At 61.3% G+C, this 15257-nt stretch carries 13 protein-coding genes; 7 read left to right on the forward strand and 6 right to left on the reverse strand.

Annotation, left to right across the window (positions count from 1 at the left end; translation table 11 throughout):
- Positions 1 to 274: 274 nt before the first annotated feature.
- From AO388_RS21095 to AO388_RS21105, 3 genes are read right to left on the reverse strand one after another with little or no spacing between them, the layout of a single operon-like run.
- Complete coding sequence (locus tag AO388_RS21095) at positions 275 to 2476, reverse strand: xanthine dehydrogenase family protein molybdopterin-binding subunit (RefSeq protein ID WP_003431640.1); 2202 nt, start codon at positions 2474 to 2476, stop codon at positions 275 to 277.
- The gene (locus AO388_RS21100; protein WP_058417058.1) at positions 2473 to 3462 is read right to left on the reverse strand and encodes an FAD binding domain-containing protein; all 990 of its coding nucleotides are present in this window, start codon (positions 3460 to 3462) and stop codon (positions 2473 to 2475) included. The genes AO388_RS21095 and AO388_RS21100 overlap by 4 nt, the downstream gene beginning before the upstream one ends.
- A complete protein-coding gene (locus AO388_RS21105) occupies positions 3459 to 3989 on the reverse strand; it encodes a (2Fe-2S)-binding protein (protein ID WP_003368718.1) in 531 nt (176 codons plus the stop codon). The genes AO388_RS21100 and AO388_RS21105 overlap by 4 nt, the downstream gene beginning before the upstream one ends.
- A gap of 265 nt (positions 3990 to 4254) precedes the next feature.
- On the opposite strand from AO388_RS21105, the gene AO388_RS21110 reads away from it, so the two are divergent.
- The 5 genes from AO388_RS21110 to AO388_RS21130 all read left to right on the forward strand — a co-directional run bounded on the left by AO388_RS21110 (position 4255) and on the right by AO388_RS21130 (position 10321).
- Positions 4255 to 5550 (forward strand): NCS2 family permease, encoded by a 1296-nt coding sequence (locus AO388_RS21110; protein WP_003396212.1) that lies wholly within the window; start codon positions 4255 to 4257, stop codon positions 5548 to 5550.
- Positions 5547 to 6632 carry a tRNA (uridine(54)-C5)-methyltransferase TrmA gene (trmA, locus tag AO388_RS21115; RefSeq protein WP_003399943.1) on the forward strand — a complete coding sequence of 362 codons (1086 nt, stop codon included), beginning with the start codon at positions 5547 to 5549 and terminating at the stop codon, positions 6630 to 6632. The genes AO388_RS21110 and trmA overlap by 4 nt, the downstream gene beginning before the upstream one ends.
- A gap of 342 nt (positions 6633 to 6974) precedes the next feature.
- Complete coding sequence (locus tag AO388_RS21120) at positions 6975 to 8261, forward strand: MFS transporter (protein ID WP_042930656.1); 1287 nt, start codon at positions 6975 to 6977, stop codon at positions 8259 to 8261.
- 172 nt (positions 8262 to 8433) lie between these two features.
- Positions 8434 to 9327: a KPN_02809 family neutral zinc metallopeptidase gene (gene ypfJ / locus AO388_RS21125; RefSeq protein WP_003431644.1), complete on the forward strand. Its 894-nt coding sequence runs from the start codon at positions 8434 to 8436 to the stop codon at positions 9325 to 9327.
- A 4-nt stretch (positions 9328 to 9331) separates the two neighbouring features.
- Positions 9332 to 10321 (forward strand): hypothetical protein, encoded by a 990-nt coding sequence (locus tag AO388_RS21130; RefSeq protein WP_003368723.1) that lies wholly within the window; start codon positions 9332 to 9334, stop codon positions 10319 to 10321.
- A gap of 240 nt (positions 10322 to 10561) precedes the next feature.
- Here the strand turns inward: AO388_RS21130 and AO388_RS21135 are convergent, their stop codons facing one another.
- The 3 genes from AO388_RS21135 to AO388_RS21145 form a co-directional block, all read right to left on the reverse strand.
- Entirely contained in the window at positions 10562 to 11152 is a 591-nt protein-coding gene (locus AO388_RS21135; RefSeq protein ID WP_058417059.1) for an HAD family hydrolase, read from the reverse strand.
- Positions 11149 to 12018: an acyl-CoA thioesterase II gene (gene tesB / locus AO388_RS21140; protein WP_003368725.1), complete on the reverse strand. Its 870-nt coding sequence runs from the start codon at positions 12016 to 12018 to the stop codon at positions 11149 to 11151. The genes AO388_RS21135 and tesB overlap by 4 nt, the downstream gene beginning before the upstream one ends.
- A 139-nt stretch (positions 12019 to 12157) precedes the next feature.
- Positions 12158 to 12727: a GNAT family N-acetyltransferase gene (locus AO388_RS21145; RefSeq protein ID WP_003368726.1), complete on the reverse strand. Its 570-nt coding sequence runs from the start codon at positions 12725 to 12727 to the stop codon at positions 12158 to 12160.
- Between the two features lie 120 nt (positions 12728 to 12847).
- Here AO388_RS21145 and AO388_RS21150 point away from each other — a divergent pair, with 120 nt between their 5' ends.
- Positions 12848 to 13765 (forward strand): histone deacetylase family protein, encoded by a 918-nt coding sequence (locus AO388_RS21150; protein ID WP_054081982.1) that lies wholly within the window; start codon positions 12848 to 12850, stop codon positions 13763 to 13765.
- Between the two features lie 106 nt (positions 13766 to 13871).
- Positions 13872 to 15110: a TIGR03862 family flavoprotein gene (locus AO388_RS21155; RefSeq protein ID WP_177343135.1), complete on the forward strand. Its 1239-nt coding sequence runs from the start codon at positions 13872 to 13874 to the stop codon at positions 15108 to 15110.
- The last annotated feature ends 147 nt before the right edge of the window (positions 15111 to 15257 follow it).

The raw sequence follows: 15257 nt of genomic DNA on the forward strand, positions 1-15257 counted from the left end.
ATGCAGATCAATCGACCATCAAAGAGTAGTCCTGTTCAGCCATTAAAGTCGTGTGGTCTATTGTCGCGTGGCGGGTTGTCTCACCTGCACGGCGCTTGCAGATGCGGAGTCCTTCCGGGCACCTATCGTTCCTCACGCTCCGCGTAGGAATGCCGTTCGTGACACTCCGCGTCACACCTGCGCCGCACTGCCTGCGCAGGAGGATGTAGAGCGTCACGCACCGCATGCCAATGCAGAGCATTGGCATGATAGGCCGTTGGATTTGCGGTCGCTGTTACAACAGCTTATCCAGCGTGATCGGAAACTCGCGGATCCGCTTGCCGGTGGCGTGATAGATCGCGTTGGCGATCGCTGCCGGGACGCCCACGATGCCGATTTCACCGACGCCCTTGGAGCCCAGCGCGTTGACGATATCGTCGTGTTCTTCGACAAACAGCACGTCGATGTCGCCGATGTCAGCGTTCACCGGGATGTGGTACTCGGCCAGGCTGTGGTTCATCGGACGGCCCAGGTCGTGGTCAAGCATCGCCTCTTCCTGAAGCGCCATGCCCATACCCCAGACAACGCCACCCAGAATCTGACTGCGCGCCATTTTCGGGTTCACGACCCTGCCCGCTGCGACGGCACTGACCACACGATTGACCTTGATAGTGCCCAGATCCTCGTCAACCAGCACCTCAACGAACACCGCTGAGTGCGTCGCTGCCGCATAGGCTTCGCGCTTCTTGTCCGGTTCGGCGTCGACTTGCACCTCAATGACACCGTGAGCCTGAGACGCTGCCAGTTCAGCCATCGATAGCGCCTGATCGCCTATGTGCAGCTTGCCCGCTTCGAAGCGAACCTGATCCGGCGTCACGGAAGCGAATTGTGGATGCTGCCCCTTGGCAACTTCCAGTACCTGACGCTGCAAAGCCTGACAGGCCTGTTGCACCGCAGTACCGACTGAAGAAACCGTGAACGAGCCACCCTGCAACGGCGCAGTCGGCAATGAAGAATCACCCAGCAGGAAGCTGACGTTATCCACTTCGATACCCGACGATTCTGCAGCGATCTGCGTCATGACGGTATAAGTGCCGGTGCCGATGTCGGTGGTAGCACTACTGACCACCAGCTTGCCGTCACCTTGCAGACGCGCCTTGGCGCTGGCCTTCATCTGCATGGCCTCCCAGACACCGCCGGCCATGCCCCAGCCGACCAGTTGACGGCCTTGGCGCATGCTGCGTGGCTCAGGGTTACGGCTGGACCAGCCAAAGCGTTCGGCACCCTGGGCGTAGCATTCGCGCAATTCCTTGCTCGAATACGGCTTGTCTTCGTTACCGTTGCGCTCGGCGTAGTTGGTCAGACGCAGGCGCACCGGGTCGATGGCCAAGGCGTAAGCCAGCTCGTCCATGGCGCATTCCAGGCCGATCATGCCCAGAGCAGCACCTGGCGCACGCATGTCGAGCGGCGTGAACACATCCAGCGGCACCAGCTTATAGGTCAACTTCACGTTGTCGCAGTGATAGAGCATGCCGCTCCATTCCACCACGTGTTCGCTGAAATCTTCGAAGCGCGAAGTCTGCCCGATGGCCTCATGACCGACGGCCAGCAAACGGCCGTTGGCAGCCGCACCCAGACGCAGACGCTGAATGGTGCGCGGGCGATAACCGAAGGTGAACATTTGCTGCCGGGTCAGCGTCAGGCGCACGGAGCGCTTGAGGTGCAATGCAGCCATCACCGCCAGCGGCAACTGATATTGCGGGCGCAGGCCGGAGCCGAAGGCACCACCGACAAAGGCGGCCAGCACACGGATCTTGTCCTTTTCCAGGCCAAAGACCTTGTGCAGGTAGTCCTGACAGTTTTGCGTACCCTGCGTCTTGTCGTGAATCTGCAAGCTGCCATCGGCCTGATACAGGACGGTCGACGCGTGCGGCTCCATTGGGTTGTGGTATTCGCTGGGCGTGCTGTACGTCACGTCCACACTCAGCGCAGAGCTGGCCAGTTCACCCTCAAAGTTGCCACGCGGCGGCGGCAATTCGGCAGGCGCGTCATAAGCGGTGTCGAGCATGGCCTGCAGATCGGTCTGGTGCTCCTGCTGCTCGTACTCGATACGCACCAGCGAGCCAGCATGCCGCGCCAGCTCCAGCGTATCGGCAACGACCAGCGCAAGCGGTTGACCGCTGTACATCACGTTGTCGTTGTAGAAAGGACGAAACGGCGACCCGTCAGCCGAATCGGCGTCTTCATAGTTTTCGTCGTAGCTGGCCAGCGAAGGACGATTGGTGTGGTCGATGACCGCGACCACACCCGGCACCTTCATTGCCTCGCTCGTATCGATGCTGGCGACGCGCCCGTTGGCGATGGTGCTGGAGACCACGCTGCCGTAAAGCAACCCTTCTTCAGGGTATTCACCGGCGTAACGTGCGCCACCGGTCACTTTCAATCGGCCGTCGACGCGGTCCACAGGCTTGCCCATTGGCGAAAATGGCTGGTTCATTGGGCGCTCCCTCCTGTTGCGGCATCGCTCAAGGCACGAATGATCGCGCGGCGGGCCAGTCTGACCTTGAAACCGTTGTGCTCCAGAGGCTGGGCATCTTCAAGCATGGCGTCTGCGGCAGCGGCGAAGTTCTCGCGGGTGACCGGCTTGCCGATCAGCAGCGCTTCGACCGCCTTGTCGCGCCATGGCTTGTGCGCGACACCGCCCAATGCCAGACGCACGTCGCGAATCACCTCGCCGTCCAGATCGATGGCGGCAGCCACCGATATCAGGGCAAACGCGTAGGACGCACGGTCGCGGATTTTCAGATAAGCGTTGTGGCTGACAAAGCCGTTTGCAGGCAGCTCGACGGCGATGATCAACTCATCGTCGGCCAACTGATTGTCACGCTGCGGCGCATCACCCGGCAGGCGGTGGAAATCCGCGAACTCGATGGTGCGACGACCAGCACGTCCCTGGACATGCACCACCGCTTCCAGCGCAGCCAGGGCCACGCACATGTCGGAAGGGTGAGTCGCAACGCAATCTTCGCTGGCACCGAGAATCGCGTGAATGCGATTCACGCCGCTGCGCGCAGGACAGCCGCTGCCCGGTTCGCGCTTGTTGCACGGCACGCCGGTGTCATAGAAGTAATAGCAGCGGGTGCGTTGCAGCAGGTTGCCGCCAGTGCTGGCCATGTTGCGCAACTGCGGCGAAGCGCCGGCCAGCACCGCTTTGCTCAGCAGCGGGTAACGCGCTTCGATCAACGGGTGATAGGCCAGGTCGGCGTTGCTGACCAACGCACCGATCATCAGACCGCCCGAGGCGGTTTCAGTGACATCCCTTAAAGGCAGGCCGGTGATGTCGATCAGGTGCTCGGGCGTGGCGACGTTTTCTTTCATCAAGTCGAGCAGGTTGGTGCCGCCCGCAATGAAGCGCGTGGCCGGGCCGCTCAGGTTGACCGCTGCGGTGATGTCGGTCGGCTTGCTGTAGGTAAACGGATTCATGCGTTCACCTCAGGCTTCGGCGCCGCATTGTGGAACTGTGGCAACGCCTCTTCGACGGCGGCGAGAATATTGCTGTAGGCACCGCAGCGGCACAGGTTACCGCTCATCAGTTCCTGAATCTCGGCACGCGTGCTGGCGCGACCTTCATTGGCCAGCCCGACAGCCGAGCAGATCTGCCCGGGCGTGCAGTAGCCGCACTGGAACGCATCGTTCTTGATGAACGCCTGCTGCATGGGGTGCAACTGGTCGCCATCGGCCAGGCCTTCAATGGTGGTCAGCTCGGCGCCGTCACACATGATCGCCAGCGTCAGGCAGGCATTGATGCGCGTGCCGTCGCGCAGTACGGTACATGCACCGCACTGGCCGTGGTCGCAGCCTTTCTTGGTGCCGACCAGATCGAGCTGATCGCGCAGCAGGTCAAGCAAGGTGGTCCAGGGCAGCACATCCAGTTGGCGGAGCTGTCCGTTCAGGGTCAGAGAAATCGCGTGGGTGGCGAAGTCCTGGGGGTTCGGGGTCGTTGCACTCATGGAAACCTCACGGTAGGCGGTCGCTTAGCGCACTTTTTATGCGTCTTAAGGGGTGGGACTTCGCGAGGTTTGCAACGTTCAGGCTTTCTTGATGAGCGTACTTGTCATCGAAAGGCCGTCATCCACAGGCAGCCATCCCGCCAAGCTGCTGGTATGATGCGCGGCTTTTTCCGAGCCGCAAAAATCAAACGGGCTGCCCTGCAGTCTGTGCTTTGCTGCTGGAGTCGATCATTCACGACGCGCGCCGCGTCACGGAGAGCCAGACATGCTGGAAAGGCTGTTTCAACTCAAGGCACACAACACCAACGTGCGGACCGAGATTCTTGCGGGCGTCACGACTTTCCTGGCGATGGCTTACATCCTGTTCGTCAACCCGAGCATCCTCGGCGAAACCGGCATGGACAAGGGCGCCGTGTTCGTCGCCACCTGCCTGGCAGCGGCCATCGGCTCGACGGTCATGGGCCTGATCGCCAACTACCCGATCGCCCTGGCACCGGGCATGGGTTTGAACGCATTCTTTACCTACACCGTGGTCCTGCACATGGGTCACAGCTGGCAGGTGGCGCTGGGCGCGGTGTTCATTTCAGCGGTGATGTTCTTCATCCTGTCGATCTTCCGGATCCGTGAATGGATCATCAACAGCATTCCCCTGCCCCTGCGCTCGGCGATTGCAGCCGGTATCGGCCTGTTTCTGGCGCTGATCGCCCTGCATAACGCCGGTATCGTGGTCAGCAACCCGGCGACCATGGTCGGCATGGGCGATCTCAAACAGCCAGCCCCGGTACTGGCGACGCTGGGCTTCTTTTTGATCGTGGCCCTGGATTACCTCAAAGTGCGCGGCGCCGTGCTGATCGGCATCCTCGCGGTCACCCTGGTGTCCATCGCCCTGGGCTTCTCGCCGTTTGGCGGTGTGGTGTCGATGCCGCCTTCGCTGGCACCCACGTTCATGCAACTGGACATCATGGGTGCGCTGGACGTCGGTCTGGTCAGCATCATCTTCGCCTTCCTGTTCGTCGATATCTTCGACAACTCCGGCACCCTCATCGGCGTGGCCAAACGCGCCGGGCTGATGGGCAAGGACGGGCACATGCCGAAGATGGGCCGTGCGCTGATCGCCGACAGTACTGCCGCAATGGCCGGCTCCCTGCTGGGCACCTCGACCACCACCAGCTACATCGAGTCGGCTGCAGGCGTAAGTGCGGGTGGCCGCACAGGTCTGACCGCCGTAGTGGTCGCCGTGCTGTTCCTGCTGGCGCTGTTCTTCGCCCCGCTGGCCGGCAGCGTGCCGGCCTTCGCGACCGCACCCGCGCTGCTGTTCGTCGCCGTATTGATGGCGTCCGGCATGGCGGAAATCGACTGGGATGACATCACAGTCGCAGCGCCAGTAGTCATCACTGCCCTGGCCATGCCATTCACCTACTCCATTGCCAACGGCATCGCCTTTGGCTTCATTTCCTGGACCGCGATCAAACTGCTGTCGGGACGCTGGCGCGAGCTGAATTCCGCGCTGGTGATCCTGTCGATCCTGTTCGTGATCAAGCTGGGCTGGTTCAACGCATGAGTGTTCCCTTCGACCCTGCGAGCTACGACCGTCAGCTCGAAGAAAAAACCGTCCGCCTGCGCGAGTTGCTGGCGCCGTTCGATGCACCCGAGCCGCAGGTGTTCGACTCGCCACGCGAACACTATCGGCTGCGCGCCGAGTTCCGCCTGTGGCGCGAAGACCAGAAGCGCTACTACGCGATGTTCGCGCCGGGCGACAACAGGACACCGATCCTGCTCGAAGGCCTGCCGATCGCCAGCGAGCGCATCAACGCGCTGATGCCGGTGCTGCGCGAACGCTGGGAAGCCAGCCCGACGTTGAACCACAAGCTGTTTCAGGTGGACTTTCTGACCACGCTGGCAGGCGACGCGATGATTACCCTGTGTTATCACCGCCCGCTGGACGCCGAATGGCAGGCCGCAGCCGAGCAATTGGCTGCCGAACTGGACGTCAGCCTGATTGGCCGCTCCAAAGGTCAGAAGCTGGTCATCGGTCATGATTACGTGACCGAGAAGCTCGACGTGGCTGGCCGTACGTTCAGCTACCGGCAACCGGAAGGCGCTTTCACTCAGCCCAACGGCACGGTGAACGGCAAGATGCTCAACTGGGCCTTCGACGCGCTGGGCGAGCGGCAGGACGACCTGCTGGAGCTGTATTGCGGCAATGGCAACTTCACCCTGCCGCTGGCCACCCGCGTGCGCAAGGTGCTGGCGACCGAAATCAGCAAGACCTCGGTCAACGCGGCGCTGAGCAACCTGGATGACAACGGCGTGGACAACGTCACGCTGGTGCGCCTGTCAGCCGAAGAACTGACCGAAGCCCTGAATGAAGTGCGCCCGTTCCGTCGTCTGCACGGCGTGGACTTGAAGAGCTACGATTTCGGCAGCGTGTTCGTCGACCCGCCCCGCGCCGGCATGGACCCGGACACCTGCGAACTGACCCGGCGCTTCGAACGCATTCTGTACATTTCCTGCAACCCGGAAACCCTGGCCGCCAACATCGCCCAACTGCACGACACCCACCGGGTCGAGCGCTGCGCGCTGTTCGATCAGTTTCCGTACACCCACCACATGGAATCGGGCGTGCTGCTGGTTCGCCGTTGAAGCTCCCCGGACGCCACTATCGTGCGACGCTCCGCGTCGCATGCCGTTCTGGACGCTCTGCGTCCTATCCTGAACAGGCGGCGCGGCGTAGATCTGTGACGCAGAGCGTCACCCACGGCATTCCCACGCTGTAGCGTGAGGAACGATAATCTCGACTATCGTGCGGCGCTCTGCGTCGCATGCCGTTCCGGACGCTCCGCGTCCTATCCTGAACAGGCGGCGCGGCGCAGATTCTTTCATACCCGTCACGGCGAAACTGTCAGAATATTTATTAGCTTCCTATCGATACGCTGGGGTATAAACCAAAAACCTGAATCAGCTGCTTCGATGGGATCCTTTTTCTTGAGCTCCGAGTCTTCCGCGCCTTCTGCCCCGGTCAAGTTGTCCAGCCAGCCCGGTTTCGTCAGTTTTATCCTCTCGCGTCTGATGGCGGTGTTTGCCATGCAGATTCAGGCGGTGGTCGTTGCCTGGCAGGTGTATGACATGACCCGCGAGCCGATGGCGCTGGCGTATGTGGGCCTTGCTCAGTTCATTCCCATGTTGCTGCTGTTGATGCCTGCCGGGGATCTGATCGACCGCTACAACCGCAAGATCATCCTGATGCTCAGCTGGGGGGTGCAGGCGATTTGTGGCGTCATTCTGCTGGTGTTCTCGGCGCTGAAGCTGCAAGACCTGCGGCTGATCTACGGCGCGCTGATGCTGTATGGCTGCGCCCGCGCCTTTACCGGTCCGGCGCTGCAAAGCCTGTTGCCGCAGATTGTCCCGCGCGACCAGCTGCCCTCGGCCATTGCCACCAACAGCGTGATCATGCGCTGCTCGACCGTCGGTGGCCCGCTGATCGGTGGCTATCTGTACTGGCTGGGCGGCGCAGAGCTGACGTATTCGGTCTGCGTCGCAGCCTTCATTGCCGGCATCCTGTTTCTGTCCCCCGTGGCAACGCCCTTTGCCGGTAAACCGGTGGAACTGGGCTCCAGCGCCTGGGGCCGGTTCACCGCAGGTATCGCCTTCATTCGCTCGCGGCCAATCATCCTTGGCACCATTTCGCTGGACCTGTTCGCCGTGCTGCTCGGCGGCGTGGTGGCGCTGCTGCCGATCTACGCCCATGAAGTGCTGCACCTCGGACCGCAAGGGCTGGGCATGCTGCGGGCGTCGATGAGCCTGGGAGAACTGGGCGTGGGCATTTACCTGAGCATGCGCCCGCTGCAGCGCAACGTCGGCATGACCATGTTTCTCGCCGTCGGCCTGTTCGGCGTAGCGAATCTGGTGTTTGCACTGTCGACGCTGTTCTGGCTGTCATGCCTGGCCCTGCTGATCGCGGGCGCGGCGGACATGGTCAGCGTGTTCATTCGTTCGGCGCTGGTGCAGTTCTCGACGCCGGACAACATGCGCGGCCGGGTCAATGCCGTGAACATGCTGTTTATTGGCTCCTCCAACGAGCTGGGCGAGTTCCGCGCAGGCACCAGTGCCTCGCTGGTCGGCGCCATCCCTGCCGCAATCATGGGTGGCGTCTGCACGCTGGGCGTGGTCGGTGCCTGGATGACGGGCTTCAAATCGTTGCGCCAGGTCGACCGTTTTGCCGACGCCTCGCCGCCGGACATGCTCAACGCGCAGACCGTCAAACAAGCCTGACAGCGGCGGATTTCAGCAAAACACAGCCACGGTACAGCTTGCGCGAACCAATCAGCCCCGGCGCACCTCTATACCCTCGCATTCTGCACACGACGCTGGCCGGAACACGCCGGACTGGCGTATTCGCGTATCAGCAGCGACACTCATTGCACGAAAAGAAGAGGGATCCGACATGCTCTGGAAAAAAGGCCGACGCAGCGACAACGTAGTCGATGCGCGCGATGGCGGCAGCAGTGGTGGCGGCGGCGGTGGCATGCGCATCGGCGGCAAGGGCCTGGGGCTGGGCGGCATCGTCATCATCGTCGCCATCGGCCTGCTCACCGGTCAGGACCCGATGCAGATTCTCGGGCAACTGACCGGGCAAGTAACCGAGCAAAGCGCTCCACCCAGCGCGCAGACGCGTGAAGCGCCGCCGGCCAACGACCAGCAGGCCGAATTCGTGCGCAGCATCCTTGGCGATACCGAGGACACCTGGCGTGCCGTGTTCGCCCAGAATGGTCGCGAATACAAGGACCCTACGCTGGTGCTGTTCAGCGGCCAGGTGAACTCGGCCTGCGGTCGCGCGACCTCGGCAACCGGTCCGTTCTATTGCCCGGCAGACCAGCAGGTCTATCTGGACATGGACTTCTTCCGTGAAATGGCCCAGCGCTTTTCCGCCGCTGGCGACTTCGCTCAGGCTTACGTGATCGCTCACGAAGTCGGGCACCATGTGCAGACGCTGCTGGGCATTTCCGCCAAGGTCGACAAGGCTCGCCAGGCCGGGCAGAAAATGGAAGGTGCCAACGGTTTACTGGTCCGCCAAGAGCTGCAGGCGGACTGCTTTGCCGGTGTTTGGGCGTACAACGCACAAAATCGTTTGAACTGGCTCGAGCCGGGTGATATTGAAGAAGCATTGAACGCGGCCAACGCTATCGGCGATGATCGCTTGCAACAGCAAAGCAGTGGTCGAGTCGCTCCGGACTCCTTCACTCACGGCACGTCTGCACAGCGTGTACGCTGGTTCAAGGCAGGCTTTGCCCAAGGTCAAATCAATCAATGCGATACGTTCGCCGCCAAGAGTCTCTGAGCACATGATTAAACCGCTTCTGGTCCTGTTGTTGAGCACTGCCTTCGTGAGCCTCGGGGCGCATGCCGAGGATCAAGCGGTCAATTCCATCAGCCCGGATCGCCTCGCCATCAATGGCGCTGAGGCGACTCTGGGGTTGAGCCAGGAGTGGGTACACCCCAAACCGAAGATCGAGCGCGTAGTGATCGTCCTGCACGGTCGCCTGCGCAATGCGCAAACCTACCTGCGCAGCATCGAACGTGCGGCCAACCAGTCCAGAGAGCGCAGCAAGACCCTGCTGATCGCCCCGCAATTTCTGGATGAAAAGGATATCGTCGCGCACCACCTGCCGGACTCTATCCTGCGCTGGCGCCAGAACAGCTGGATGGAAGGTGCAACCTCCACCGATCCCAAGCCGGTCAGCTCGTTTCTGGTGCTGGACCACATCCTCAAGCGCCTGAGCGACAGCAAGCTGTTTCCCAACCTGAAGGAAATCGTCATTGCCGGGCACTCCGGTGGTGCCCAGGTGGTGCAGCGCTACGCGATGATCGGCGGCAAGGAAGACGCCTTGCTGCAACGCGAAGGCGTGAAGCTGCGCTACGTGATCGCCAATCCGTCGTCCTACGCTTATTTCGACGCGGAACGACCTGAGCCGGTAACCGCGCAGAGCTGCCCGAACTTCAACGACTGGAAATACGGTCTCAACAAGATGCCGTTCTACTCGGGCAAGGAAAAGCCGGCTGACATCGAGAAGAATTACGTGAAGCGCGACATCACTTACCTGATGGGCGAGCTGGACACCGACCGCAACCACCCGGCGCTGGACAAGACCTGTGCCGCCGAAGCGCAAGGTCCCTACCGCCTGATTCGCGGACAGAACTACTTCAACTATCTGCAGAAGCGTCACCCGGAAGGGCTGAACCAGCGTCTGGTGATCGTGCCGAAAGTCGGCCACAACGGCGACGGGATCTTCACTTCACCGGAAGGTCAGGCGGTGCTGTTCAAGCCGTTTTGAGTGATAGGGATATAACTATCGTCCCCACGCTCCGCGTTCAACGCCACATACAAGTCCGCTTTTGATTCTGGCCGGAGGCCGTGGGAGCGAACTTGTTCGCGAAAGGGTCAACATAGTCGTCGAAAATGCATCGACTGAAATACCTTCTTCGCGAGCAATGCGGATCGCCGCCCCGGTCGCTCCCACAAAGACTTGTGGATAACGGTGAGCGCTCCGCACTGGCAAGGTAGGCAGCTCAGATCACCTCAGCATCCCGCGCAGCACTGTGCAATCCTCCGCATGCCAGTCAGTCAGATCCGGCCAGGGGTTGTCCTTCAGGTTGACCAGAACAGTCTTGGCGCCCGCCGCACGGCCGCAGTTCAGGTCATGCATGTAGTCGCCGATCATGACCATCTGCTTCGGCTCGACACTCCAGCGAGTGGCCAGTTTCAGCAAACCTGCAGGGTCCGGTTTGGGGGTCGCCTCGTCGCGGCCCAGGACATCCTCGACCGCAAAGCAGTCATCCAGGCCGATAGCCTTCAAGGTGATATACGCCAGCTCCTGAGCGTTACGGGTGAGTATGCCCAGTCGATAACCGCGCGCCGATAACTCGCGAACCAGCTCGACCGCGCCCTCGGCAGGCTGCGAAGCCAGCGCCAGCTCGCGTTCATGCTCCAGCAGCCAAGCGTGCTTGGCCGCCGATTCCTCAGCAGGCAACGCAGCAAGATGCCCGAGAATGTCATCGTCCTGAGGGATGCCCAATTCACGTTTGATGGCCGGGAAGTCGTGGATAGGGACGGTCAAGGTACCGTCCATGTCGAACACCCAGTGCCGTATACCTTCGAGTGTCATGCCCAATCCTTACGATGGCGGATCAGCCCTTCCTGACTGACCGATGCGACCAGTTGCCCGGCGCGGTTGAAGATACTGCCGCGCGAGAAGCCGCGCGAGTTGCCTGCCCAGGGGCTGTCCATCGCGTAGAGCAGCCAGTCATCGGTGCGCAGGTCGTTGTGAAACCACAGCGAATGGTCAAGGCTGGCAACCTGCATATCGCGCTGCCAGACCGTCTTGCCATGTGGCAACAGCGACGTGGTCAGCAAGTTGAAGTCGGAGGCATAGGCGAGCATGTAACGATGCAGTGCCTGCACGTCCGGGAGGCTGCCATCGGCGCGGAACCACACGTACTTCACGGGCTCGCCGGGCTTGGGATCGTACGGATCCTCGGAGGTCACCGGACGGAACTGGATCGGTTTGGGACGCAGAAACTTGTCGTGCATCGCTTCAGGGATCAGGTGTGCGCGGCGGGTCAGCAACTCGAGCTCGGACGGCAGGTTTTCCGGACCGACAATCTGCGGCATCGGTGCCTGATGCTCGAAGCCCTCTTCATCGTACTGAAACGACGCGCTGCAAGTGAAGATCGGCTTGCCCTTCTGGATGGCAGTGACGCGGCGCGTGCTGAAACTGCCGCCGTCACGTACGCGATCCACCTGATAGACCACCGGCAAACCGGCATCGCCGGGACGCAGAAAGTAGCCGTGCAGCGAGTGAACATGACGGTCCTCTTCAACCGTCTGACTGGCGGCAGACAGCGACTGACCCAGCACCTGACCACCAAACAACTGGCGAAAGCCCAGATCCTGGCTATGCCCGCGGAACAGGTTTTCTTCAATGGCTTCCAGCGTCAGCAGCTCAACCAGATCATCCAGCACTTGGCTCATTCTCATTCCTCTCATACATCGACTTTGCACTGGTACGGCAACGGCAGTCGCTGCATTTTCCGACAGGCCTCAAGCCCATCCCACTGGAATGGAATGATACAGATTTAAAATGGTTGGCTTAATTCAATCTACACCCTGATCAAGGCTTCAGCGTCTTGAGCCACTGCTCATGACTGATCCGGTACAGCACGTGCGGCTTGAGCGGGTGGCCGTCCTCCAGATTGGGGTGATCGAAGTTGCCGGACTCATCCTGCTGCATGCCGATTGCCTGCATGACCTTTTGCGACGGCTGATTATTGACCGCGGTAAACGACACGATCTCCTTCAGCTCCAGGCGTTCGAAACCACAGCCCAGCGCGGTCCAGGCCGCCTCGCTGGCAAAGCCCAGGCCCCAGTGGTCATAAGCCAGCCGCCAACCGATTTCCACAGCGGGCGTAAAAGGTGCCTTGAAACCCACGACATGCAGCCCGGTAAAACCGATGAATTCGCCGGTATCCTTGCGCTCCAGCGCCCAGAACCCGAAGCCCAGCTCGGCAAAATGACCACGCAACCGTCCGATCATGGCAGCACTTTCAAGACGGCTAAGGGGTTGCGGAAAATAGCGCATGACACGAAGGTCCGCACACATGTCGGCGAACGCTGGCAAGTCATCGTCACGCCACTGCCGCATCAGCAGTCGGGCGCTATCAAGCTTGAGTATCGGTTCCATCGATTCCCCCGTGTAACGAGACATGAGTGGGCGTCAGTGCGGGTATCCAGTGCGCCACACAACTGGGCGTGCGGATACTTTACTGGCACTATCGGGTTTCGGCCCTTCAACGGACGCAAAATGTCCCTACCGCTTATCTACCACGAAGACTACAGCCCGGATTTCCCGGCGGATCATCGCTTCCCGATGGACAAGTTTCGTTTGTTGCGCGATTACTTGATCGACAGCGGCCTGACCAGTGACGTTCAATTAATGCGTCCCGAGTTGTGCCCGGCGGACATTCTGGCGCTGGCTCACGATCCTTCCTACATTAACCGCTACCTTGACGGCGATCTGTCGCGCGAAGACCAGCGACGTCTCGGGCTGCCGTGGAGCGAGGCTCTGGCACGCCGAACCATCCGTGCGGTGGGCGGCTCACTGCTGACTGCCGAGCAGGCTCTCAAGCATGGTCTGGCCTGCCATCTGGCGGGCGGCACCCACCATGCGCACTATGACTACCCGGCGGGTTTCTGCATTTTCAATGACCTGGCGGTGATCAGTCAGTTCCTGCTGCAAAGCGGCCGCGTGGACAAGGTGCTGATCTTCGACTGCGATGTGCATCAGGGTGACGGCACGGCGCGCATTCTGGCTGATACCGAGGACGCCATTACCGTCTCGCTGCACTGCGAAAAGAACTTTCCGGCACGCAAGGCGCAGAGCGACTGGGACATCCCGCTGCCGATGGGCATGGGCGACGCCGATTACCTCAACGTGGTCGACGACCTGCTCAACTACCTGCTGCCGTTCTACAAGCCGGACCTGGTGCTGTATGACGCAGGGGTCGATGTCCACAAGGATGATGCGCTGGGTTATCTGCAGCTCACCGACCAGGGGCTGGCCAATCGCGACGAAGCGGTGCTGCGTCATTGTCTGGGCCGCGACATTCCGGTCATGGGCGTGATTGGCGGTGGCTACAGCAAGGACCGCCGGGCACTGGCAAGACGCCACGGGATTCTCCACCACAGTGCACAACGGGTCTGGAACGACATGGGCTTGTGACCCCGCTCGGTACTTCGCTTGAGTCGCAGGCCATGACGTGCGCCACACCTTGAAAGAGCGCTCGGGTAGAATGCCCCACCCCTCTGCTATCGATATTTCGCTGACCATGACCGACCTCGCCCCCTCCGCTGCCCGAACCGTCGCCATCATCGGAGGCGGCCCTGCAGGGTTGATGGCAGCAGAAGTATTGAGCCAGGCCGGGCTGAAGGTCGATCTGTACGACGCCATGCCGTCGGTTGGGCGCAAGTTTCTGCTCGCCGGGGTGGGCGGCATGAATATCACCCACTCCGAGCCCTACCCGGCATTTCTGGCGCGCTATGCCGAACGTTCGCCAATGATCGCACCGCTGTTGCGCGGCTTTGACGCTGATGCCCTGTGCGAGTGGATTCATGCGCTGGGTATCGAGACCTTTGTCGGCAGCTCGGGGCGCGTGTTTCCCACAGACATGAAAGCCGCCCCCCTGCTACGCGCCTGGCTCAAGCGGTTGCGTGATGCGGGTGTCACGATTCACACGCGGCATCGCTGGTTAGGCTGGAAGGCTGATGGCAGCCTGCGCATCACTCATGCTGACGATGAACTGGCAATCAAACCTGCAGCCACGTTGCTGGCGCTGGGCGGTGCCAGTTGGGCGCGGCTGGGGTCTGACGGGGCCTGGCTGCCATGGCTGCAAGCACAGCAGGTCGAGGTTGCGCCTTTGCAGGCCGCCAACTGTGGTTTCGAGGTGAGCGCCTGGAGCGACCTGCTGCGCGACAAGTTTGCCGGTGCGCCGCTGAAGAATATTGCGATGGGCCTGCATGGCCACGCTCTGCGCCTGGGCGAATGCGTGCTGACTGCGACGGGTGTCGAAGGCAGCCTGGTGTATGCGCTGTCGGCGCAGATTCGTGAACAAATCAACCTGCACGGCTCAGCGGTTGTGGATATCGATCTGCTGCCCGGCAAAACGCTGTCGGACATTCACAAAGCCCTGAGCAAACCGCGCGGCTCGCGCTCGATGTCCAAGCATTTGCACAGCCAATTGGGGCTGGACGGCGCGAAGGCAGCGCTGCTGCGCGAGCTTGCGCCTCGTGAAGCGTTTGCCGATCCGCTGTTGCTGAGCGAGGCGATCAAGGCGTTGCCACTGCCCCTGATCAAACCACGCCCCATCGATGAGGCCATCAGCACCGCAGGGGGCGTCACCTTCGAGGCCATGGACGAACGTCTGATGCTCAGGCAATTGCCAGGCGTATTCTGCGCCGGTGAAATGCTCGACTGGGAAGCGCCAACCGGCGGCTACCTGCTGACCGCCTGCTTCGCCAGCGGCCGCGCTGCCGGGCTGGGGATGGTGGAGTGGCTGAACTCACAGTGATTCCTGTGCGTATGCTCTGCGCTCAGCGTTATACATAAATCCTTCTGTGGGAGTGAGCTTGCTCACGAAGACAATGGTCCTGCCGCCCTACTTCCAAAGTCTGTCATGGCCTCTTAGGGAGCAAGCGAAGCGTCGCCCGGCTCGCTC

The organism is Pseudomonas sp. ICMP 10191 (assembly GCF_001467335.1).
GTDB lineage: Bacteria > Pseudomonadota > Gammaproteobacteria > Pseudomonadales > Pseudomonadaceae > Aquipseudomonas > Aquipseudomonas cerasi.

Coding starts and splice junctions, on each gene's coding strand:
- tesB (WP_003368725.1), bottom strand. CDS start 12,018: ATGAGCCAAGTGCTGGATGATCTGGTTGAGCTGCTGACGCTGGAAGCC.
- AO388_RS21155 (WP_177343135.1), top strand. CDS start 13,872: ATGACCGACCTCGCCCCCTCCGCTGCCCGAACCGTCGCCATCATCGGA.
- AO388_RS21095 (WP_003431640.1), bottom strand. CDS start 2,476: ATGAACCAGCCATTTTCGCCAATGGGCAAGCCTGTGGACCGCGTCGAC.
- AO388_RS21135 (WP_058417059.1), bottom strand. CDS start 11,152: ATGACACTCGAAGGTATACGGCACTGGGTGTTCGACATGGACGGTACC.
- AO388_RS21110 (WP_003396212.1), top strand. CDS start 4,255: ATGCTGGAAAGGCTGTTTCAACTCAAGGCACACAACACCAACGTGCGG.
- AO388_RS21145 (WP_003368726.1), bottom strand. CDS start 12,727: ATGGAACCGATACTCAAGCTTGATAGCGCCCGACTGCTGATGCGGCAG.
- ypfJ (WP_003431644.1), top strand. CDS start 8,434: ATGCTCTGGAAAAAAGGCCGACGCAGCGACAACGTAGTCGATGCGCGC.
- AO388_RS21130 (WP_003368723.1), top strand. CDS start 9,332: ATGATTAAACCGCTTCTGGTCCTGTTGTTGAGCACTGCCTTCGTGAGC.
- trmA (WP_003399943.1), top strand. CDS start 5,547: ATGAGTGTTCCCTTCGACCCTGCGAGCTACGACCGTCAGCTCGAAGAA.
- AO388_RS21150 (WP_054081982.1), top strand. CDS start 12,848: ATGTCCCTACCGCTTATCTACCACGAAGACTACAGCCCGGATTTCCCG.
- AO388_RS21105 (WP_003368718.1), bottom strand. CDS start 3,989: ATGAGTGCAACGACCCCGAACCCCCAGGACTTCGCCACCCACGCGATT.
- AO388_RS21100 (WP_058417058.1), bottom strand. CDS start 3,462: ATGAATCCGTTTACCTACAGCAAGCCGACCGACATCACCGCAGCGGTC.